21 protein-coding genes are annotated in these 20,267 nt (G+C 49.4%); 7 read left to right on the top strand and 14 right to left on the bottom strand.

Going from position 1 to position 20,267, the window contains the following annotated elements:
* A partial coding sequence (locus P2G85_RS11765; protein WP_139045525.1) for an integrase core domain-containing protein occupies positions 1-90 on the top strand: 90 nt, incomplete at its 5' end.
* A 52-nt stretch (positions 91-142) separates the two neighbouring features.
* Here P2G85_RS11765 and P2G85_RS11770 read toward each other — a convergent pair.
* Positions 143-1,729 carry an AbgT family transporter gene (locus tag P2G85_RS11770; protein ID WP_275864274.1) on the bottom strand — a complete coding sequence of 529 codons (1,587 nt, stop codon included), beginning with the start codon at positions 1,727-1,729 and terminating at the stop codon, positions 143-145.
* A 442-nt stretch (positions 1,730-2,171) separates the two neighbouring features.
* Between P2G85_RS11770 and tsaA the strand changes: the two genes are divergently transcribed.
* From tsaA to P2G85_RS11795, 5 genes are all read left to right on the top strand, one after another.
* A complete protein-coding gene (gene tsaA / locus P2G85_RS11775) occupies positions 2,172-2,867 on the top strand; it encodes a tRNA (N6-threonylcarbamoyladenosine(37)-N6)-methyltransferase TrmO (RefSeq protein ID WP_275864275.1) in 696 nt (231 codons plus the stop codon).
* Positions 2,868-2,979: 112 nt separating this feature from the next.
* Positions 2,980-4,695, top strand: a complete 1,716-nt coding sequence (locus tag P2G85_RS11780) for a proline--tRNA ligase (RefSeq protein WP_275864276.1) — start codon at positions 2,980-2,982, stop codon at positions 4,693-4,695.
* Between the two features lie 161 nt (positions 4,696-4,856).
* On the top strand, positions 4,857-5,525 hold the full coding sequence (locus tag P2G85_RS11785) for a tellurite resistance TerB family protein (RefSeq protein ID WP_275864277.1): 669 nt from the start codon (positions 4,857-4,859) through the stop codon (positions 5,523-5,525).
* 111 nt (positions 5,526-5,636) lie between these two features.
* On the top strand, positions 5,637-5,843 hold the full coding sequence (locus P2G85_RS11790) for a YaeP family protein (RefSeq protein WP_275864278.1): 207 nt from the start codon (positions 5,637-5,639) through the stop codon (positions 5,841-5,843).
* Positions 5,843-6,034, top strand: coding sequence for a DUF4250 domain-containing protein (locus tag P2G85_RS11795; RefSeq protein WP_275864279.1), 192 nt, complete (start codon positions 5,843-5,845; stop codon positions 6,032-6,034). The genes P2G85_RS11790 and P2G85_RS11795 overlap by 1 nt, the downstream gene beginning before the upstream one ends.
* Before the next feature lie 85 nt (positions 6,035-6,119).
* Here the strand turns inward: P2G85_RS11795 and P2G85_RS11800 are convergent, their stop codons facing one another.
* From P2G85_RS11800 to P2G85_RS11810, 3 genes are all read right to left on the bottom strand, one after another.
* Positions 6,120-7,484: a sodium-dependent transporter gene (locus P2G85_RS11800; RefSeq protein WP_275864280.1), complete on the bottom strand. Its 1,365-nt coding sequence runs from the start codon at positions 7,482-7,484 to the stop codon at positions 6,120-6,122.
* Positions 7,485-7,716: 232 nt separating this feature from the next.
* Complete coding sequence (locus tag P2G85_RS11805) at positions 7,717-8,460, bottom strand: YggN family protein (RefSeq protein WP_275864281.1); 744 nt, start codon at positions 8,458-8,460, stop codon at positions 7,717-7,719.
* Positions 8,461-8,522: 62 nt separating this feature from the next.
* Positions 8,523-9,002 (bottom strand): GreA/GreB family elongation factor, encoded by a 480-nt coding sequence (locus P2G85_RS11810; RefSeq protein WP_275864282.1) that lies wholly within the window; start codon positions 9,000-9,002, stop codon positions 8,523-8,525.
* 79 nt (positions 9,003-9,081) lie between these two features.
* Here P2G85_RS11810 and P2G85_RS11815 point away from each other — a divergent pair, with 79 nt between their 5' ends.
* Positions 9,082-11,007, top strand: coding sequence for a RecQ family ATP-dependent DNA helicase (locus tag P2G85_RS11815; protein ID WP_275864283.1), 1,926 nt, complete (start codon positions 9,082-9,084; stop codon positions 11,005-11,007).
* Here the strand turns inward: P2G85_RS11815 and dinB are convergent.
* From dinB to P2G85_RS11865, 10 genes are all read right to left on the bottom strand, one after another.
* The gene (gene dinB / locus P2G85_RS11820; protein ID WP_275864284.1) at positions 11,004-12,068 is read right to left on the bottom strand and encodes a DNA polymerase IV; all 1,065 of its coding nucleotides are present in this window, start codon (positions 12,066-12,068) and stop codon (positions 11,004-11,006) included. The genes P2G85_RS11815 and dinB overlap by 4 nt on opposite strands.
* Before the next feature lie 102 nt (positions 12,069-12,170).
* Entirely contained in the window at positions 12,171-12,404 is a 234-nt protein-coding gene (locus P2G85_RS11825) for a DUF2789 domain-containing protein (RefSeq protein WP_275864285.1), read from the bottom strand.
* A 131-nt stretch (positions 12,405-12,535) separates the two neighbouring features.
* Positions 12,536-12,769, bottom strand: a complete 234-nt coding sequence (nqrM, locus tag P2G85_RS11830; protein ID WP_005436655.1) for a (Na+)-NQR maturation NqrM — start codon at positions 12,767-12,769, stop codon at positions 12,536-12,538.
* Between the two features lie 10 nt (positions 12,770-12,779).
* Positions 12,780-13,793, bottom strand: coding sequence for an FAD:protein FMN transferase (locus P2G85_RS11835; RefSeq protein WP_275864286.1), 1,014 nt, complete (start codon positions 13,791-13,793; stop codon positions 12,780-12,782).
* A 161-nt stretch (positions 13,794-13,954) separates the two neighbouring features.
* Positions 13,955-15,178 (bottom strand): NADH:ubiquinone reductase (Na(+)-transporting) subunit F, encoded by a 1,224-nt coding sequence (nqrF, locus tag P2G85_RS11840; RefSeq protein WP_275864287.1) that lies wholly within the window; start codon positions 15,176-15,178, stop codon positions 13,955-13,957.
* Positions 15,179-15,211: 33 nt separating this feature from the next.
* The gene (gene nqrE, locus P2G85_RS11845) at positions 15,212-15,808 is read right to left on the bottom strand and encodes an NADH:ubiquinone reductase (Na(+)-transporting) subunit E (RefSeq protein ID WP_014232790.1); all 597 of its coding nucleotides are present in this window, start codon (positions 15,806-15,808) and stop codon (positions 15,212-15,214) included.
* A 7-nt stretch (positions 15,809-15,815) separates the two neighbouring features.
* On the bottom strand, positions 15,816-16,448 hold the full coding sequence (nqrD, locus tag P2G85_RS11850) for an NADH:ubiquinone reductase (Na(+)-transporting) subunit D (protein ID WP_275864288.1): 633 nt from the start codon (positions 16,446-16,448) through the stop codon (positions 15,816-15,818).
* Positions 16,448-17,218 carry a Na(+)-translocating NADH-quinone reductase subunit C gene (locus P2G85_RS11855; RefSeq protein ID WP_275864289.1) on the bottom strand — a complete coding sequence of 257 codons (771 nt, stop codon included), beginning with the start codon at positions 17,216-17,218 and terminating at the stop codon, positions 16,448-16,450. Before P2G85_RS11855 ends, nqrD begins: the two co-directional genes overlap by 1 nt.
* Entirely contained in the window at positions 17,208-18,452 is a 1,245-nt protein-coding gene (locus tag P2G85_RS11860; protein ID WP_275864290.1) for an NADH:ubiquinone reductase (Na(+)-transporting) subunit B, read from the bottom strand. The genes P2G85_RS11855 and P2G85_RS11860 overlap by 11 nt, the downstream gene beginning before the upstream one ends.
* 5 nt (positions 18,453-18,457) lie before the next feature.
* A complete protein-coding gene (locus P2G85_RS11865; RefSeq protein WP_275864291.1) occupies positions 18,458-19,798 on the bottom strand; it encodes a Na(+)-translocating NADH-quinone reductase subunit A in 1,341 nt (446 codons plus the stop codon).
* Positions 19,799-20,267 lie beyond the last annotated feature (469 nt).

Raw genomic sequence — 20,267 nt, forward strand, 5'->3', positions numbered from 1 at the left:
GTAGCAGAATCCGTAGAGATCTATAATCAAATGAGGCCTCATACGGCTTTGAAATACAAAACGCCCGATGAAGTACATCGAGCGTTTTAGTTAAAAAGTGTCAACCCATATCAGGACGGGTCAGCCATGTGAAAAACACTAATTAAGGCGTATAAAACGTCGCCGCACCCGGGCCGACCGGCAGGCCAAAGACAAACACCCACAGGTAGAACAGCACACTCCAGCCGGCAATAAAGCAGATGGAATATGGCAGCATGGTCGCGATCAGAGTGCCGATCCCCAGGTTCTTCATGTAATGAGTAGCTACCGCCAGGATCAGGCCAAAGTAGCTCATCATCGGGGTGATGATATTAGTGGTTGAATCACCGATACGGTAAGCCGCCTGAATGGTTTCCGGAGCGTAACCCACCAGCATTAACATTGGGACAAAGATAGGTGCCGTAACCGCCCACTGTGCCGATGCAGAGCCGATCATCAGGTTGATAAAGCCACACATCAGGATGAAGGCGAAGAACAACATTGGCCCCGTCAGACCGATGCTTTGCAGAAAATCGGCCCCGGCAACCGCAAAGACCTGACCGAAGTTGGTCCACTTAAAGAACGCAACAAACTGGGCTGCAAAGAACACCAGTACGATGTACATCCCCATCGAAGACATCGACTTCGACATTGCATCGATCACGTCGCGATCGTTGTTCATCGTGCCGACCACTTTACCGTACACAAAACCCGGCACAGCAAAAAAGACGAAGATGAAGGCCACAATACTCTTCAGGAACGGCGAACCGGCAACGGTACCAGCTTCAGAACGCAGAACCCCATCAGCGGGCACAATGGTCCAGGCCAGCAGTGCCGAGACCACCAGTACCGCAACGCCAGCCAGTTTCAAACCACGCTTCTCGACCGTGGTCAGTTTACCCATTTTATCCTGAGCTAAGTCTTCTGCGGCTTCTTCATCACTATACGTACCCAATTTGGGCTCCACGATTTTTTCGGTGACGAACGCCCCCATTCCCGCGATAAAGAAAGTGGAAACAAACATGAAGTACCAGTTAACTTCCGGACCAACCGTATAAGTTGGATCGATCATCTGCGCTGCTGTCTCGGTAATACCTGACAACAGTGGGTCGACCGTACCAATCAGCAGGTTGGCAGAGTAGCCCCCAGACACGCCCGCAAACGCCGCCGCCAGACCAGCCAGAGGGTGGCGACCCAGTGAGTGAAAGAGCATTGCAGCCAGTGGGATCAGCACCACGTAGCCAAGCTCTGATGCCGTGTTAGAAATGATACCCGCGAAAACCACGGTTACCGTTACCATACGCTGAGAAGCGCCCATCACCAGGCCCCGCATGGCAGCAGAAAGCAGGCCTGAATGCTCTGCAATCGCAACCCCCAGCATGGCTACCAGTACGGTACCTAACGGGGCAAAGCCAACAAAGTTTTTCACCAGGTTAGTGACTATCAGCTCCAGGCCATCGGCATTAAGCAGGCTGACCACCTGGATCATACCGTCAGCCGCACGGCCCGGGGCACCTTCCGGACGTGGGTCTACAACTGAGACTTCAAAGTATCCGGCAACTCCCGACATCACCAAAATGGCTAAACAGAAAATGGCAAATAGTGTGATCGGGTGGGGTAACAGGTTCCCCAAGTATTCAACGGTATCGAGAAAACGCGTAAATAGCGGTTTTCTCGGTGAGTTTTGTTTAATCGAAGCAGATGAACTCATCTGTTCCCTCCTTGTATTTATTCCTGCGCATATGTGACAAAAATGTCACAAAGCCTGCGCAGGGTACTCGACACAAGGGTTAAGTAAAAGTTCAAAACGTTACAGAAAGTAACCAACAGTGCAATTGACGACCAATTATCAGCAAAATATCAGATGAATCAACCGCATAATGACCATAATTCAGCATTATAAGTCAACAGCTCTCATGAGCATCTCCGATATTTGGGGTTGTTTCTGCACTGCTTTAAAACGAGGATTCGTCTGCGCTTGTGTCGTGAAATACCACAGGAGCGCATTCAGGATGGATACCTGGTTTCATATCAATTTTCCCTTCAGATCAATTGTTTTGTTATAACGCAACAATTGATAATTACTCTCAGCAAAGGAAGCAAACAAAATTTGTGGTACCTTGCCCGTCAAACCTTTATTGAAGACACAGTCCATGTACTCCATAGAGCCGATTGGCATTATTGAAAGCCCATATAAAGAGAAATTTGCCGTTCCCCGCCAACCGCGTTTGGTGCCTGCGGCAAAATCACGCGTCAAACTCGTCGGGGACGCAAACAGCCCCGAAGCCGTTCGCGGTTTAGAGCAGTTTTCTCACGTATGGCTACTGTTTTTGTTTGACCAGAATCTCGCCGCGGGTTGGAAACCAACCGTACGCCCGCCACGCTTAGGCGGAAATGAACGGATTGGCGTGTTTGCCTCGCGTTCAACGTTCAGACCTAATGGCATTGGCATGTCTGCGGTAGAAGTCAAAAGCATCACAAAGAAAGGTGAACAAGTGTATCTCGATCTTGGCAGCGTCGATTTGGTTGATGGCACGCCAATCGTAGATATCAAACCTTATATCCCCTACTCGGACGCCATTCCAGAGGCACATAGCGGCTACGCAGGAGAAGCACCAGAGACATCACAGGTGGACTTCTCATCAGCAGCACTGGCGATACTCGAAAAGCGCAGCGATACTGAGTATGTCAAAACCGTCATCGAGCAAGTTCTGGCACAAGATCCTCGTCCCGCTTACAAAAAGAACAAGCCGGACAGCAAAGAATATGCGGTAAATTTGTTCGATTTAAACGTCAAGTTCACCGTTTGCGGCAACTTAATAACGGTTACCGTGATAGAAAGCTTTTGACAAGGCTAATTGGCTGATATTATAAGCGGCTGACAATTCTCCCCCTCGTGGGACCCTCATACTCCGGTCCATTCTGGCTTGAGTATCTAACTTTAATAAACGGATAAATTTAATGCGTACCAGTAATTATCTTCTTTCTACTCTGAAGGAGACTCCAAACGACGCAGAAGTAGTGAGCCATCAGCTCATGCTACGTGCGGGTATGATCCGTAAGCTGGCTTCAGGTCTATACACCTGGCTGCCTACTGGTCTACGTGTGCTGCGTAAAGTCGAAAACATCGTTCGTCAAGAAATCGACAATGCAGGTGCAGTCGAAACTTTGATGCCCGTTGTTCAGCCGTTTGAACTATGGGAAGAGACAGGCCGCAGCGAGAAGATGGGTCCTGAGCTACTTCGCTTTACTGACCGTCATACTCGTCCGTTTGTTCTTAGCCCAACCGCTGAAGAAGTGATCACCAGCCTAGTGCGTAACGAAGTGAGCTCTTACAAACAGCTGCCGCTAAACCTGTACCAAATCCAGACTAAATTCCGTGATGAGCGTCGCCCACGTTTTGGCGTAATGCGTGCACGTGAATTCTGCATGATGGATGCATACAGCTTCGACATCGACAAAGCAGGTCTGGAGAAATCTTACCAGGCGATGCACGACGCTTACTGTAAAGCATTCGATCGCATGGGTCTTGAGTACCGCCCGGTACTGGCTGACTCTGGCGCTATCGGTGGTAGTGGCTCTCAAGAGTTCCACGTGCTTGCTGAAAGTGGCGAAGACCTGATCGCATTCTCTACTGAGTCTGATTACGCCGCGAACATCGAAAAAGCGGAAGCCGCAGCTCCTGCAGGTGAGCGCGCACAGCCAACTCAGGAAATGACGCTGGTTGATACGCCAAACGCGAAAACTATCACCGAACTCGTAGAGCAACACGGCCTGCCAATCGAGAAGACGGTTAAAACTCTATTTGTTAAAGCGTCTGAAGAAGTGGATGCTGACATCATTGCGCTGATCATCCGCGGTGATCACGAGCTGAACGAAGTGAAAGCTGAAAACCTTCCTCAGGTAGCTGCTCCTCTGGAAATGGCAACAGAAGAAGAAATTCGCGCGCTAATCGGTGCAGGCCCTGGCTCTCTTGGCCCTGTTGGCCTTGAGCTACCATTCATCGTAGACCGCACGGTTGCCGTAATGAGCGACTTTGGCGCGGGCGCTAACGTTGATGACAAACACTACTTCGGTATCAACTGGGGTCGTGACGTTGAGCTAGGTCAGGTTGAAGATCTGCGTAACGTAGTAGAAGGCGATCCAAGCCCATGTGGTCAAGGTACGCTAATGCTGAAACGTGGTATCGAAGTGGGTCACATCTTCCAGCTGGGTAATGTTTACTCTCAAGCAATGAACTGCGGTGTACTTGGTCCTGACGGTAAGAACGTCATCCTGGAGATGGGTTGTTACGGTATCGGTGTATCACGTGTGGTTGCGTCTGCAATCGAGCAGAACCACGATAAATACGGCATCATCTGGCCCGACGCACTAGCACCTTTCCAGGTCGCTATCGTTCCAATGAACATGCACAAGTCTGAAGAAGTGAAAGAAGCGGCTGAGAAGCTGTACGCTGAACTGACGGCTATGGGCATCGAAGTCCTGTTCGACGACCGTAAAGAGCGCCCGGGTGTGATGTTCTCTGATATGGAACTTATCGGTATTCCTCACACTATCGTGATCGGCGATCGCAGCATGAAAGAAGGTAACTTCGAGTACAAGAACCGCCGCTCTGGTGAGAAAACCGCGGTTGCCATGGCAGACATCGTTGAGCACGTTAAGGCTCAGCTTCAATAAGCTGCACTAAGCACATTGTGCTAAACACATAGCGATAAAAAGGGTTGGCTTCGGTCAGCCCTTTTTTACACCTGAAGAAAACCGTTGTAACATTTGCAGCGTTAATCTTTGGTTCAGATTCATCACCTTACACTTGATTTAATCTAGTAAGGAGGTCAGCCATGGATCTAAAAAGTCTTCTTAATCAAGCGCTCAATTCAGACCTGGTCAAGCAAGGTGCCGATGCACTCGGCAGAAAAACCAACAACGTCAAATCTTCATCAAGCTCAAGTCAACTAACAACCCTTGGTGCCGGCGCTATTGGCGGCGGCCTTATCGGCATGTTAATCGGCTCGAAAAAGAGCAAAAAGATGGCAAAGAAAATGGGCAAAGGTGCACTTAAAGTGGGTGGCGCGGCAGCACTTGGCGCACTGGCTTACAAAGTCTACAACGACTGGCAAGCGAAGCAGGATAGTCAGGGCATCAACGAACCCTTTGACCCTGATGATAACAAGCACGCAAAGTTGATCCTAAAAGCCATGATTGGCGCAGCAAAGGCCGATGGGCACGTCGATGAACAAGAAATGGCGCGCATCGAACAAGCGCTGACTGAGATGGGCGCCGACGATCACGTCAGGCAGTTGGTACAGCAAGAACTGCACAAACCACTGGATCCCGCTGAGCTTGCCAGCCAGGCCACCTCTCCCCAGCGGGCCTCAGAAGTATATCTTGCTTCATTGATCGTAGCTGATGAGCAAAACTTTATGGAGAAAGCCTACCTACAGGAACTGGCTAAGCAGCTTAACCTCTCTGCTGAAGTGACATACCAGCTGGAAGCACAATTACAGTGATGAATGTTTGTTCAAGTTGACGCTGAATTTGAGCCAAAACAACTCTCGGCTTTGAGTTTCAAAACAGCTATGTGTATATTGAGATAAATTATCATTTAGTGGAAAGAAAACATGCAAGTATACGGCTGTTGTGATTTGGTTCGTGAGCTTTACGCTCAAATCGGTAGTGGCGATCAGGCATACGTCCCTCAGGCAATTTCATGTGCAGTGAAAGCACTCAACGAAATTGCGGCGGATGAATCTCTGCCAAAAGAAGTGCGTGAAAAGGCCGCATTTGCCGCGGCAAACCTATTGATTTCAGATTTTGAGGATAAGTAGTGAATCTGGCCAACTTTGAATCAATGGATCCTGTGATGCTGATGAGTATCGTCAACATGAAACTGCGCGACGACTTCGGCGGCGATCTGGATAAGCTGGCTGCTTTTTTCGATATTGACCGCACAGCACTGGAAGCCAAACTGGCTACTGCAGGCTTTGATTTCCTACCAGAGGCGGGCCAGTTCCGTTAACCACGCCAGAATCACATAGTGAAAAGGGCTTGATGATATCATCAAGCCCTTTTGTTATTAGCCCACTCTCATAGCCGAATGAGGCTTAGCCGAATGAAGCCCAAATGACCGTTGCCACTAACACCGGGCAGACAAATTTCACGTAAGCGGGCCATAGCTTACCGAACCAGCCTTGAGTGAACTCCGGAAACCCTTGTTCCAGCTCTTTAATTTTCGAATGGCGGTTCCATACCCAGCCACCAAACAGACAGAACAATAGTGCCGCCGTTGGCTGCAGGTACTGGGTGGCAATGGTCGCCACCAGGCCAAACATAGCCGAGAAATTAAACACAATTACCGCACTAAACAGCGCAATCAGACCACCTAATACCCAGCTGGTAGAGCCACGTTTGGTATTGAACCGTTCACTCACCAGGGCGACCGGACATTCCAGCATAGAGATAGAGGACGTCAGCGCAGCAATCGTCAAGAGCAAAAAGAATACGATAGCAAACAGTTGACCCAATAAGCCCAGACTGTCAAACATCAGCGGCAACACAGTAAACACTAAGGTATCTGAGCTGAGCAGTGAGCCGTCTTCCGCGTAAATTTGCACCCCTTTCTGCATCGCAACAAACATCGCCGGCATCACCACCAGACCGGCAATAAAGGCAACGGCGGTGTCGACCAGAGTGACATTCATCGCCATCTTCGGCAGATTCTCTTTCTTACTCAGGTAAGAGCCATAAATCAGCATCGAACAGCCGCCAATAGTCAGCGAAAAGAACCCCTGCCCCATCGCCGCCAGGATCAGCTTTCTGTCCCATATTTTGTCAAAGTCCGGCACTAGGTAGTGCTTCAATCCTTCCATCGCACCGTTTTGCGTCATGATATAGACAAACAGCAAACCAAACAGGACGAACAACGCTGGCATCAGGCGGGTAGACCACTTCTCGATCCCCTGTTTCACACCACCCTGAACGATCAAAATAGTCAGTACATAAAAGGTAATCGTGCCGAACAGGTTGCGCTCAACGCTGAAGCCTTTTAACCATTGCGTCGCGACTTCCAGGCCCATGATTTCAGTAACCGCCCCCAGCAAGAAGCAGATCAACCAACCACCGACAATAGAATAGAACGCCAGAACCGCACTTGGCACACTCAGACCAATCCAGCCGACCAACCCACCCAGCTTTTTACCGGCCGGGTTATCGGTCAGAGCACGCATACTGTCTACCGGGTTGGCCTGGCCATGGCGGCCAATCGCCATTTCAACCACCAGCATTGGGAATGCGACGATAAGGATCATCACCAAATACACCAGCAAGAAGGCACCCCCGCCATTGCTGGCCGCTTGGGTCGGAAAACCCCAGATATTGCCCAGCCCCACAGCGGCACCAGCTGCGGCTAAGATAAATCCGAGGCGAGAGCCAAAATGCTCACGAGGCTGAGAAGAAGTTTGTTGTGTCATACCACCCACACAATATATCAATGAACTAGCTGACTAGTACACTATAGCAATATCCTCTCTACAACAAGAGCAGATTGGTTGTTTATTCGACATCCAGAATAATTAGCCGTAATTCAGTTTGTAAATATCTACGTACATCTTACATTCTCTGGCCATATTTATACCATCGACAAGCAAAACAAAAAGACCGTTGGTTATTACCAACGGTCCCAGACTGCACATAGCATAGTTATTAGATGGAAAAAACCTGATAGTTTTTTAACTCAGGGATCAGCTGCTGGAGGTGTTGTTCTTGCTCGGCCATCCTTTCCACTGAATCACACAGGCTCTCGGCCTGCAGTTGCATCGTTTTAGCATTCTCGGCTAAACGCTGTGCTACTTTCACTTTCAGTTCAAGCATACGTTCAGATAACTCGGTCAGATTCAAATCACCATCCTCACGCATCTTCGCTGCCAGTACCTCAAACGCGCTGGTAATAAACTCTTTATGGAAGATCTCCTGCGCGTTAGCCAAATCTGCACGCCAGGATTCACTCATCGACTCGAAGCTCGCTGCTGGCAGAATAAAATCACCATTCTGATAATAACGGGCTTCGACATCGGCATAAAATGCGTTTATCGCAACCTTTACATTGTTGAACGCTTCCGGGGCATCCAAACTCACCGCAATATCGTCAATGACATCGTGCGCGACAGCCAGACCATTGCTGGCTAACTGCCTGGCCTGGGGGAGATAAGCGGTGATTTTTTCGCGGTAGTCCTCAAGCGCTGCAGTTTGGCCCGCATTAAGTTCAAGCGGTTCTCCATTGATAAACAGGTTGTTGTCATTATCCAGCCAGGCTTTATCGCCAGTGCTACGCTGAATTTCCAGATGTTGTCCGTCCAGATGAACTTCATGGTTAATGTCGACCCGGCACTGCGCAGAGTAGCCAGAGACACTGACCATCAACAACGGCAAGATGAGCAGCTTCTTCATTACTTTCTCTCTGATGAACATCATTGTTAAGCGAACCATAACAGCGCTGAATACCCCGGATGTCAGCAAACCGTCACGACTTCAAAAACCGTGGTTTTCTCGCCGATGCACAGCTCGACCTCTTCCCCTTCCTCTTTGCCCATCAGTGCACGGCCAAGCGGGGATTTTACAGTTAAAACAAAAACTTCTTTCCCGTGACATTCCAGTGTCAGGCCACCGGAGCACGGGCCAATAAAAAATGACTTCTCGGTGTCATTCTCATCAGCAAGCACCACATACGCCCCGACACCAATTGGTACATCGCTAAAATCGCGAATGGGTAAGGCGCGATACTGGCTCAGCTCTTGTTCACTCTCCTGGACACGCATCGCCTGCCCATGCGCCAGATAAGAGGCCTCAAGGGCCAAGGTGTCGTACTTGTGCTCCGGGACTGTCTCTTCGTCCGTCGCGGCATCGATAGCCCTTTGGGTTGCAGAAAGTGCCACCTCGAGCTTGATTTCTAACTGGCGGATGATTGTTTGGACTAACTCGGCTTTGTTCATACTTTTAGGATACGCGTTAAGCATTTAGAATGTGGTAGTTTTACCTAACAGTTTATCACCAAACAAAGGTTTCCCTATTATGCAAAGTGATCCTCTTCAGCAAACCCTTACATCTGTGTTTGGGTTTGACTCATTAAGGCCCGGTCAGCGCCCGGTGATCGAGGCCATCATGAAGGGCCATTCGGCGGCGGCAATCTTTCCGACCGGCTCGGGAAAGTCACTTTGCTATCAATTGCCTGCAACGCAGCTACCCAACCTGACGTTAGTCATTTCGCCACTGTTAGCCCTGATGAAAGACCAGCTAAACTTCCTGCAAAGCAAAGGGATTGCTGCCGCTTCTATTGATAGCCAGCAAAGCCGTGAAGAAGCTCAGCACGTAATGGCCGCAGTTAAAAACGGCCAGATCAAGATTTTGATGATCTCGGTCGAGCGGCTTAAAAACGAACGCTTTCGTGAGTTTATTCGTCAGGTGCCCATTTCTCTGATGGTCATTGATGAAGCCCACTGTATTTCTGAATGGGGGCATAACTTCCGTCCCGATTATTTAAAACTGCCACAATATCAGCGCGAGCTGGGTATCCCTCAGTCGCTGCTGCTGACGGCAACCGCTACTCCAGCGGTTATCGACGACATGCAGCACAAGTTCAATATTGCCAGCAAGAATACCACCGTCACGGGCTTCTACCGGCCAAACCTGGATATCACTGTCATCGCCTGTGAAGAGTCTGAGAAACAGGCCCGGCTCAACGCCATCATCACCTCAGCCCCTGAGCTGCCCACCATTGTTTACGTTACCCAGCAGAAAACCGCCGAACAGGTGGCCAATGCCCTGACAGAGTTGGGGATCAACGCCAATGCGTACCATGCTGGTATGAAAAGCGAGGCGCGCGAGCAGATCCAGCAGCGTTTTATGGCTGGCCACTCAGACTGTATTGTCGCGACCATCGCCTTCGGCATGGGCGTCGATAAAGCAGATATCCGCCGGGTGATCCACTTTGACCTGCCCAAATCAATAGAGAACTATGCCCAGGAAATTGGCCGCGCGGGACGGGATGGTCAGCGCTCACAGTGTATTCTGCTGGGCAACACTTCCGGGCTGACCGTATTAGAGAACTTTGTCTATGGTGACACGCCAGAACAGGCCTCTATCCAGCATGTACTGGAACAGCTCGAAGCGCATGCCCCACAATGGGAAGTTGTGCCTTTGCGCCTGTCCCGTGAAAGCAACATACGCCAATTGCCGCTAAAAACCTTACTGGTGTATCTGGAGCTCGCCAAAGTCATTGAAGCCAAGTACAGCTATTTCGCCGAATACCGATTCAAATTTTTACAAGACCAGCAGTTCATTATTGAACAGTTCCAGGGAGAGCGCCGCCAGTTTGTCGACGCCATTTTTGCCTGCTCGACCAAAGCCAAAGTGTGGTGCCAAGTGGACTTAGAAGCGCTGTGGATGAACTATCAGTCAGAGCGCAGCCGCGTAGTCGCCGCTTTAGACTATTTTCACCAGAATGGCTGGATTGAGTTAGAGAGTAAGCAATTAACCGATGTGTACTCGGTGCCGCCCGGCTGCCGAAATCAACAAGATCTGCTGCAACACCTGGAGGAGCTGTTCCAGTCGAAAGAGCACAAAGACATTGAACGTATCCACACCATGCTGCGGCTGTTCCAGTCTTCGCAATGTTTAAGCCACCAGCTGGCGGATTATTTTGCCGATCACAACGCCCCTGCCCAGTGTGGTCATTGTTCAGTGTGCCGTGGGCAAGTTGCTACCTTCCCCCAACCGCAACATGAACAACCAGAACTGGCCCATTTGTCTGCCTGGATAAACGAGTTTATTCAGCTATCACCAACTGCCATCAGCAATGCAGCCGTCGCGCGCTTCTTATGCGGGATAAGCACGCCAATCATTGCTCAACTAAAAGCAAGCAAGCTGCAAGGTTATGGTGCGATGGCGAATGTCTCGTTTGAGCAGGTGTTGCACCAAGTCGAACTGGCGCGAGCTTAAAAGAAGCTTAATTGGCGCGCTTGCTCTTCGGGCTTGAGCATTACACTCAAGCCCAATAAACGTATTTCTCTGCCGTTCTGGCGCTTGAGGATATCTCTCAGCAAAACTTTGAAATCTTCTAGCTCAAGCTGAGGGTGAATGTGTTCGATTGTCGTAAGCTGAAAATCAGCAAACTTAAGCTTAATGCCCTGCTTGATGATCGCCTTATCTGGACTGGCTCGTTCCAAACGCTTTTCAAGCTCTGGATAAAGCTTGTCTTCAATCACCTGCCAACACTGATCGTACGTTGAGATATTCTCGCTAAAGGTGCGCTCGACTCCAACCGACTTACGTTCGCGCTCAACGATCACTTCGCGATCATCAATACCATGACTGCGTTTCCACAACGACGCCCCCTGACGGCCAAACTGAAGCAACAGCTCGCGATAGTCACTGTTTTTGATATCTTCACATAAGTAGAAGCCGGCTTGGTGCAGTTTCTCCAGGCTCACCTTCCCGACACCCGGAATTTTTTCCAACGGAAGCTTATCCACCACCTCTTGAACCTTATCCGGGGGAATCACAAACTGCCCGTTAGGCTTGTTCATATCAGAGGCGACTTTAGCGAGAAACTTGATCGGTGCAATGCCGGCCGAAGCGGTTAACCGCAACTCATTCCAGATGTCACGCCGGATAGATTCTGCAATCAGCGTCGCAGATCCCAGACAGATCTCAGCTCCGGTGACATCCAGATAGGCCTCATCCAGCGAAAGGGGCTCGATAACAGGAGTGTAGCGTTCGAAAATAGCACGAATTTGCCGCGAAACCTGTTTATAAACCGGCATACGCCCGGGAACCACCACCAGATTTGGGCACAGTTGCAGGGCACGTGCGGTTGGCATAGCACTGCGTATGCCAAATTTTCGCGCTTCATAGTTACAGGTACTAATCACACCACGCTGCTTCTCGTGCCCTCCAACAGCTAAAGGCACCCCACGGTATTCAGGGTTATCACGCATTTCTACCGCGGCATAGAAGCAATCCATATCGACATGAATAATTTTTCTGATCTGATCCGGCATGCCAGCACACACTTAATACTGGTTAAAAATACAGTATATAAGGAATAACCTCGCTTGAAAAGCTGGCATGCGGGGCAGGAACTAAACCGCTCTGTGCACCTTTTAGTCTCGCAACATCACATCGAGCTGGTCGACCAACTCTGCCCAGTCCGCATCCTCTTCGATGGCTTGTTTCAAAAATTCCGCTTGAGCCTTGTTCCAGAAAGGTGCTTGGCAAAGCGGTACCGAGTCACGCCGCTGCCGGTGTTGCCGGACAAACTGTTCAATTTCGGCTGCCGAGCTGCCCAATCCTAATTGCGCAAATAACTCACGCATACTGTGCTGATGCAGTTCCATAATCACTCCCTATTATGCCTCATCATGCCTCAGTATAGCCGCCTGAACGGCATTGGCGCGCTATCGCGGCCACTGAAAGCAAAAGCCCGGCAATATGCCGGGCCAATCTCATTCTTACACAGGGCAAGCGTCTAGGCGATGCGATCTTTTTCCCACGCTGCCAGCTTTTCAGCACGTGCAGCCTCGCGGGCCTCACGCTTTTTGCGCGCATCACACGGTTCAGGGCAGTTACACACTTTTTCAATCCCCACTGCTCCTAAGCCGCCACAACTGCCTTTGACGACCTTTTTCTGGAAAATATAGCCAACGGCCATCGCTGCTATCACAGCAACAAAAACGGCAAAAGTAATTAGAAATGTACTCATAATATCAGGCTCACTTTTGTGGTTTCTTCATAAACGACAGGTAGGCGTCCGAGGCCAGTTCCCTAAAGCCGGTTTCTGTTTTGACGATCATCAGTACCGGGATATGGTGTTGATTTGCCACTTGCATACCAACCTCTTCACCTAATACCATCAAACCGGTTGCCAGGCCGTCAGCCGTCATCGACGAGCGGTCCAGTACCGTAACGGACACGACTTTGTGATTGATCGGCTTACCGGTCTGCGGATTAATAATGTGTGAGTAACGTATGCCATCACGTTCAAAGTAATTGCGATAATCTCCTGATGTGGCAATCGCCATATCACCCGGCTCAATAATATCCTGGACGGCGCGCTCATCAGCGGTTGGTTTCTCGATCGCGATTCTCCAGGGCACCCCGTCACGGTTTAGCCCTTTGAGACGCATTTCACCACCAACTTCAACCATGTAGTTTTCAACACCTTGCGACTGAATATAGTCAGCAACCACGTCGACACCCCAGCCTTTAGCGATTGTCGACAAATCAACATACAGGTTAGGAATGTCTTTTGTTAAGGCGTTTCCTGCAACAGACAGATGCTGAATCCCCGTCATTGCCTTACGGGCCGCCAGCTCTTGGTCTGTCGGTACTACATCTGGGCGTGCTTCAGGACCGAATCCCCAAAGATTAACCAGAGGGCCAACCGTTACGTCCAGCGCGCCTAACGTGAGCCCGTTCAGACGAATCGCTTCTTTCACTACCGTTGCCGTTTGTGGTGACACTTCAAACGGTGCATTTGACTGATGTTGGTTAAAACGACTCAGTTCAGAATCTTTGCGATAGGTCGACATTTGGTCGTTCACCTGTTCAAGGAGGCGATCGATTTCTGTCTGAAACGCTTCAGGCGATGGAAGACCATCTTGCTCAATGTATTTAATATTGTAAGTCGTACCCATTGTTGGGCCACTTAGATGAATTTGATCTGCCGGCTGTTCACAACCAGCCAACACCAATAGAGAAGCAAATGCAACAAGCCACTTTTTCACTTGTTTGACTCCTTATTATACGGAACGGGAATAGCCCATTGCTCTGGGAAAAAGCCCATCGACTATGACCACTCTGGATGATGGATATGGAAAAATATGCGCGCTAGAAAAACAATGGCTGACCCATTCGAGCCAGCCATAGATTCAATCACTTAGGTAGATTAACCACCGAAGTCATCCAGTAGGATGTTTTCATCCTCGACACCGAGATCTTTCAGCATACCAATAACCGCTGCGTTCATCATCGGTGGACCACACATGTAGTACTCACAATCTTCTGGAGCTTCGTGATCACGTAAGTAGTTCTCGTAAAGAACATTGTGAATGAAGCCCGTATAACCATCCCAGTTGTCTTCTGGCATAGGATCAGACAGTGCACAGTGCCACACGAAGTTATCGTTTTCAGCCGCCAGGCCGTCGAAATCTTCTACGTAGAACATTTCACGCTTAGAACGCGCACCGTACCAGAAAGACATCTTACGCTTCGAGTGCAGGCGTTTAAGCTGGTCAAAGATGTGCGAACGCATTGGTGCCATACCCGCACCACCACCAATAAAGACCATCTCATTGTCAGTGTCTTTGGCGAAGAACTCACCAAATGGACCAGAGATCGTACACTTGTCACCTTCTTTCAGCGACCAGATGAATGAAGACATGATACCCGGTGGTACATCCGGATTATTAGGCGGCGGCGTAGCAATACGCACGTTGAGCATAATAATGCCTTCTTCTTCTGGGTAGTTCGCCATAGAGTAAGCACGGATGGTCTCTTCGTTAACCTTCGACTCGTAACGGAACAGATTAAACTTGTCCCAGTCTTCACGGTACTCTTCAGGAATATCGAAATCAGCGTACTTCACGTGGTGAGCCGGTGCTTCAATCTGGATGTAACCACCTGCACGGAAAGGTACAGATTCACCATCTGGAATTTGTAGCTTAAGCTCTTTGATGAATGTCGCTTTGTTATCGTTAGAGATAACCGTACATTCCCACTTCTTCACGCCGAAGATTTCTTCCGGAAGCTCGATGTCCATGTCAGTTTTCACTGCCACCTGACACGCCAGACGTTCACCTTCACGCGCTTCACCTTTTGTAATGTGGTCAAGCTCGGTCGGCAGAATATCGCCACCACCAGATTTAACTTTTACCCGGCACTGACCACAAGAGCCACCACCGCCACAGGCAGAAGATACGAATACGCCGGCACCCGCCAGAGCACTCAGTAGCTTACCGCCCGGTTGTGTCACGATCGCTTTTTCAGGATCGCCGTTCACAGAAATTGTAATGTCACCTGTTGGTACCAGCTTAGACTTAGCGAATAGGATCACCAGTACTAGCGCCAGCACAATCAGAGTAAACATCACTACACCAAGAATAATGTCCATTGACTATTCCTTAATTGTTGCGGTTTACCCGACTTACAGTTGAACACCAGAGAAAGACATAAAGCCTAACGCCATCAGACCTACCGTGATGAACGTGATACCCAGACCACGCAGACCCGGAGGCACGTCAGAGTACTTCATCTTCTCACGGATACCTGCAAGAGCAACGATGGCCAGCATCCAGCCCACACCAGAACCGAAGCCGTAAACCACAGATTCAGCAAAGTTGTAGTCTCGTTGTACCATGAAAGATACACCACCGAAGATCGCACAGTTTACAGTGATCAGCGGCAGGAAGATGCCCAGCGCGTTGTACAGAGGCGGGAAGAAACGGTCAAGCACCATCTCCAGGATCTGTACCAGTGCTGCAATTACACCGATGAAGGTGATGAAGTTCAGGAAGCTAAGGTCTACGCCCTCAACTAACGCGTTCTCTCTCAGAACCAGGTTATAAACCAGGTTATTGACCGGCACGGCGATGGTCAGTACAACCACAACCGCAACACCGAGACCGAAAGAGGTCTTTACTTTCTTAGATACCGCCAGGAACGTACACATACCCAAAAAGAAAGACAGAGCCATGTTTTCGATGAAAATCGATTTAACTAACAGACTAATGTAATGTTCCATGACGTCCTTACTCCTTCGCTTCTACTTGTTCTGGTCTCAGAATACGGATAACCCAGATCATGAAGCCAATTAGGAAGAATGCAGACGGTGCCAGCAGCATCAGGCCGTTAGGCTGGTACCAGCCACCGTTGCTCACTAGAGGTAATACTTCCAGGCCAAACAGTTTGCCTGAGCCAAACAGCTCTCGGAAGAAACCAACAGTGATAAGAACAAAACCGTAACCAAGACCGTTACCGATACCGTCGATAAGCGAAGGCACTGGCGCAGACTTCATTGCGAATGCTTCAGCACGCCCCATTACGATACAGTTGGTGATGATAAGGCCGACAAATACCGATAGCTGTTTCGAGATATCGTACAGGTAAGCTTTCAGCACCTGGTCTACCACGATTACCAGAGAGGCGATGATCGCCATCTGCACGATAATACGCACACTGTTTGGAATGTGGTTACGGATCAGAGAAACCGAGAAGTTAGACAGGGCCGTTACGAAGGTAACCGCCAGCGTCATAACAAATGCCGTCTCTAGTTTTGTTGTTACTGCCAGTGCAGAACAAACACCAAGAACCTGTAGCGCGATTGGGTTGTTGTCCAATACCGGCGCCAGAATGCTCTTTTTAATATTTTGTGCGCTAGACATTAGTTCAGACCTCCGTCACGAACTTTTGCTAGGAATGGACCAAAGCCCATGTCGCCTAACCAAAAATCAAATGTACCCTGAACACCGTTACCAGTCAGGGTTGCACCAGACAGGCCATCGACACCATGTTCGGAACCTTGTGGCGCGCCACCCTTAACAATCTTGATAGCAGGCTGGTGGTTGTCATCGAACAGTTTCTTGCCAACCCACTGAGCACGCCAGCTTGGGTTTTCAACCTCACCACCAAGTCCGGGAGTTTCCCCCTGCTCATAGTAAGTGATGCCTGATACAGTGTTGCCATCAGTTTCAACGGCTACAAACGCGTACATCATTGACCAAAGGCCGTTACCGTGAACCGGCAGGATAACCTTAGACACCGCATCGCCATCTTTCACCAGGTAAACCACCCCGGTGTTAGCACGACGCAGGATCTTCGCCTGGTCCTGATCAGCGCCTAGCTTGATTGACTCAGCAGGATCTTTGGCCGCTTTACGCTGATCGTAAGTCGCTGCATCGCCTTCTACGAAGTCACCAGAATCAAAGTTAACCAAACGCGGTTCAATGTACTCGGCAAATAGCTCTGGTACTTTTTTACCTGCCGTTTCAATACCGGCAACTTCGATAATTTTTGTCTGCTTATCCAGAACCGCATTCGCTTTCTGCTTATCACGCAGACCAACCGCTGCTGTTGATACGATGATTGAACAAACAAGGCTCAACCCGATAACAACACCCAGCGTCTTTTTAATGCTGTCGTTATTACTTGCCATAGCGTGCTAATCTCCGCTTGATGTTCTTCTCGATTACTAAGTGGTCGAACAGAGGTGCAAACAGGTTCGCGAACAGAATCGCCAGCATCATACCTTCAGGGTACGCCGGGTTAACTACACGGATAAGTACACACATTACACCGATCAGTGCGCCGTACCACCATTTACCTTTGTTAGTAAATGAAGCGGATACAGGGTCTGTCGCCATGAAGAACATACCGAACGCAAAGCCACCCAGAACCAGGTGCCAGTGCCATGGCATATTGAACATAGGGTTGGTATCTGAACCGACCACGTTAAACAGTGTAGCGGTTGCGATCATACCCAGCATAACGCCCGCAATAATGCGCCAGGACGCAATTCGCATGTACACGATCATTGCCGCACCAATAATCAGCGCCAGCGTTGATACTTCACCAATCGAACCTGGAATATTACCGATGAAAGCATCCATCCAAGTGATGTGAGCACCGGTTGCTGCGTTCACTAGTGCACCGTTACCACCTTGCGCCCATTGGCTCAGCGCGGTTGCGCCAGAGAAACCATCGGCTGCGGTCCAGACTACGTCGCCCGAGATTTGTGCCGGGTAAGCGAAGAACAGGAATGCACGGCCAGCCAATGCCGGGTTAAGGAAGTTACGACCGGTACCACCGAAGATCTCTTTCGCAACCACAACACCAAAGGTAATACCCAGAGCGGCTTGCCATAGCGGCAGCGTTGGTGGAACGATCAGGGCAAACAGGATAGAAGTAACAAAGAAACCTTCGTTCACTTCATGCTTACGCACCATACAGAACAGCACTTCCCAGAAACCACCGACAAGAAATACTGTCGCGTAGATAGGCAGGAAGTAAGTCGCACCTAGCAACATTTTGCTGGCCACACCCGCCTCGGCGGCGACAGTGCCACCCAGCATTTCGGTTAGCCAGTAGTGCCAGTTGCCGGCGACGACTGCCGCCAGTTGGTCACCAGCATACATATGGTTAAGTGCAGCAATAGCCTGGCCGCCCGCATTGTACATACCCCAGAACATTGCCGGGAATACTGCGAACCAAACCATAATCATGATACGTTTCAGGTCAACGCTATCACGAACGTGCGAGCTTTTCTTTGTCACCAGACCCGGAGTATAGAACAGCGTCGCCGCTGCTTCATACAAAGCAAACCACTTCTCGTGTTTACCACCAGGCTCAAAGTGATGCTCGATGTCTTCAAGAAACTTTTTGAGAGCCATGAAAATTACCCTTCCTTCTCGATCGTATCCAGGCACTCACGAAGTAACGCGCCGTACTCGTACTTACCAGGACAAACAAAGGTACACAACGCCAGATCTTCTTCATCCAGTTCAAGCGCACCCAGTGCCTGAGCACTATCAGTATCACCTGCACAGAGATCACGAAGTAGCAGAGTAGGTTCCATATCCAGCGGCATTACCCGCTCGTAGTTGCCAATTGGAACCATTGCACGGTCACTACCGTTAGTCGTAGTTGTCATGTTGAACAACTGACCTTTAAAGAGATGACCAAGGAATGAACGGGTAACCGAGAACTTGTTCTTACCCGGCATTGCCCAGCCGAACAGCTCTTTGTCACGACCTTCACGCAGTACCGAAACCTGTACATGGTATCGGCCCAGGTAGGCATGAGAACCGATGGCATGAGTACCGGTTAGTACCGAGCCAGAAATCACACGGACTTCACCAGGCATCAGCTCGCTATCAGTAAGCTCATCCAGGTTCGCCCCCATCACCGTACGGATCAGACGAGGGTTATTGACCACTGGCCCTGCCAGAGACACCACTCGCTCTGAATACAGTTCGCCGGTCAGGAATAACTTGCCGAATGCAATCACGTCTTGGTAGTTAATGCTCCACGCCATGTTGTCAGCATTTACCGGGTAAAGGTAATGCATGTGGGTGCCGGCAAGGCCTGCCGGGTGTGGACCATGGAAGACATGTTCTTCGACGTTGGGTTGAGAAGAGCGTGGCAGGCTAATGCCAGATTTACAGACGTAAACCTTGCCTTCTGTAAGGGCTGAAAGAATGTCAAGACCGGCAACAAAGGCTTCTTGTTGTTCATTGATGATCAACTCCGGCTTGGCTGCCAAAGGATTAGTATCCATAGCAGTCACAAAAATAGCCTGAGAAGAAGACTCAATTGCTGGAACCTTGCTAAACGGACGAGTACGTAAAGCAGTCCATAAACCAGAGTCAACCAATTGTGTCTTGATCACATCACGATCCAGACTTGCTAGCTGAGCTGATTCGAACTTATCGAATGTCACCTGCTCTTCACCCGCCACTTCAATCACAACAGACTGAAGGACACGCTTAGCGCCACGGTTAACTTCGATCACTTTACCGGCTGCTGGTGCAGTAAATTTCACGCCAGGGTTCTTCTTATCTTCAAAAAGAACTTGCGCTTTCTTTACTTCATCTCCAACGCGGACATGCATGGTAGGACGCATGCCAACGTACTCTTCGCCAAGCAAGGCGACTTTTTTGATGGTTTTACCATCATTAATCACCTGGGAAGGAGTTCCTGCGATAGGAAGATCCAAACCCTTCTTTATTGTAATCATACGCACTTGCACTACTTTTATCGGGAAAAAGATTCTTTTGATTGCGTAACTTTTAGACACGACATCAGTGTCCGGTTCTGGCGTTGTTTAAAACGCCAGAATCGCAACATCCTATTAAAAATCTCATCACAGAAATCGGACGAGATTTGTCAGGTCCGGTAGTCTAGCATTTTTTAGGAACTTGATGCCATGACCAATCGTAGGATTAGTGGTGATATTTCGATGAAATCCGGTGTATTAGGCTAAAGAATAATCATAAATTTGAGCCATCGCACAAACGAAAAAGCCCCAAAATGGCTGTGGAAATAAAACATTCACGCCTTGTCACATACATTAATTTTCGTTCATTTGTTGATACACTGTTAATATTATGCTTTAACACCACCCATTTAGATCGGTTTTTTCCGAGACGTCTCGCATACAAAAAAAGATGGCTACCGCCATCCTTTTTTATAGTAAATTTCCGCCC

This window comes from Vibrio sp. CAU 1672 (genome assembly GCF_029223195.1).
Classification (GTDB): domain Bacteria; phylum Pseudomonadota; class Gammaproteobacteria; order Enterobacterales; family Vibrionaceae; genus Vibrio.

Excerpts from the sequence above, each read along its gene's own strand:
- P2G85_RS11810 (WP_275864282.1), bottom strand. The coding sequence starts at position 9,002 with ATGAACAAAGCCGAGTTAGTCCAAACAATCATCCGCCAGTTAGAAATC.
- nqrD (WP_275864288.1), bottom strand. The coding sequence starts at position 16,448 with ATGTCTAGCGCACAAAATATTAAAAAGAGCATTCTGGCGCCGGTATTG.
- P2G85_RS11815 (WP_275864283.1), top strand. The coding sequence starts at position 9,082 with ATGCAAAGTGATCCTCTTCAGCAAACCCTTACATCTGTGTTTGGGTTT.
- dinB (WP_275864284.1), bottom strand. The coding sequence starts at position 12,068 with ATGCCGGATCAGATCAGAAAAATTATTCATGTCGATATGGATTGCTTC.
- P2G85_RS11800 (WP_275864280.1), bottom strand. The coding sequence starts at position 7,484 with ATGACACAACAAACTTCTTCTCAGCCTCGTGAGCATTTTGGCTCTCGC.
- nqrM (WP_005436655.1), bottom strand. The coding sequence starts at position 12,769 with ATGAGTACATTTCTAATTACTTTTGCCGTTTTTGTTGCTGTGATAGCA.
- P2G85_RS11825 (WP_275864285.1), bottom strand. The coding sequence starts at position 12,404 with ATGGAACTGCATCAGCACAGTATGCGTGAGTTATTTGCGCAATTAGGA.
- nqrE (WP_014232790.1), bottom strand. The coding sequence starts at position 15,808 with ATGGAACATTACATTAGTCTGTTAGTTAAATCGATTTTCATCGAAAAC.
- P2G85_RS11855 (WP_275864289.1), bottom strand. The coding sequence starts at position 17,218 with ATGGCAAGTAATAACGACAGCATTAAAAAGACGCTGGGTGTTGTTATC.
- P2G85_RS11785 (WP_275864277.1), top strand. The coding sequence starts at position 4,857 with ATGGATCTAAAAAGTCTTCTTAATCAAGCGCTCAATTCAGACCTGGTC.
- P2G85_RS11790 (WP_275864278.1), top strand. The coding sequence starts at position 5,637 with ATGCAAGTATACGGCTGTTGTGATTTGGTTCGTGAGCTTTACGCTCAA.
- P2G85_RS11780 (WP_275864276.1), top strand. The coding sequence starts at position 2,980 with ATGCGTACCAGTAATTATCTTCTTTCTACTCTGAAGGAGACTCCAAAC.
- tsaA (WP_275864275.1), top strand. The coding sequence starts at position 2,172 with ATGTACTCCATAGAGCCGATTGGCATTATTGAAAGCCCATATAAAGAG.
- P2G85_RS11865 (WP_275864291.1), bottom strand. The coding sequence starts at position 19,798 with ATGATTACAATAAAGAAGGGTTTGGATCTTCCTATCGCAGGAACTCCT.
- P2G85_RS11860 (WP_275864290.1), bottom strand. The coding sequence starts at position 18,452 with ATGGCTCTCAAAAAGTTTCTTGAAGACATCGAGCATCACTTTGAGCCT.
- P2G85_RS11770 (WP_275864274.1), bottom strand. The coding sequence starts at position 1,729 with ATGAGTTCATCTGCTTCGATTAAACAAAACTCACCGAGAAAACCGCTA.
- P2G85_RS11805 (WP_275864281.1), bottom strand. The coding sequence starts at position 8,460 with ATGAAGAAGCTGCTCATCTTGCCGTTGTTGATGGTCAGTGTCTCTGGC.
- nqrF (WP_275864287.1), bottom strand. The coding sequence starts at position 15,178 with ATGGACATTATTCTTGGTGTAGTGATGTTTACTCTGATTGTGCTGGCG.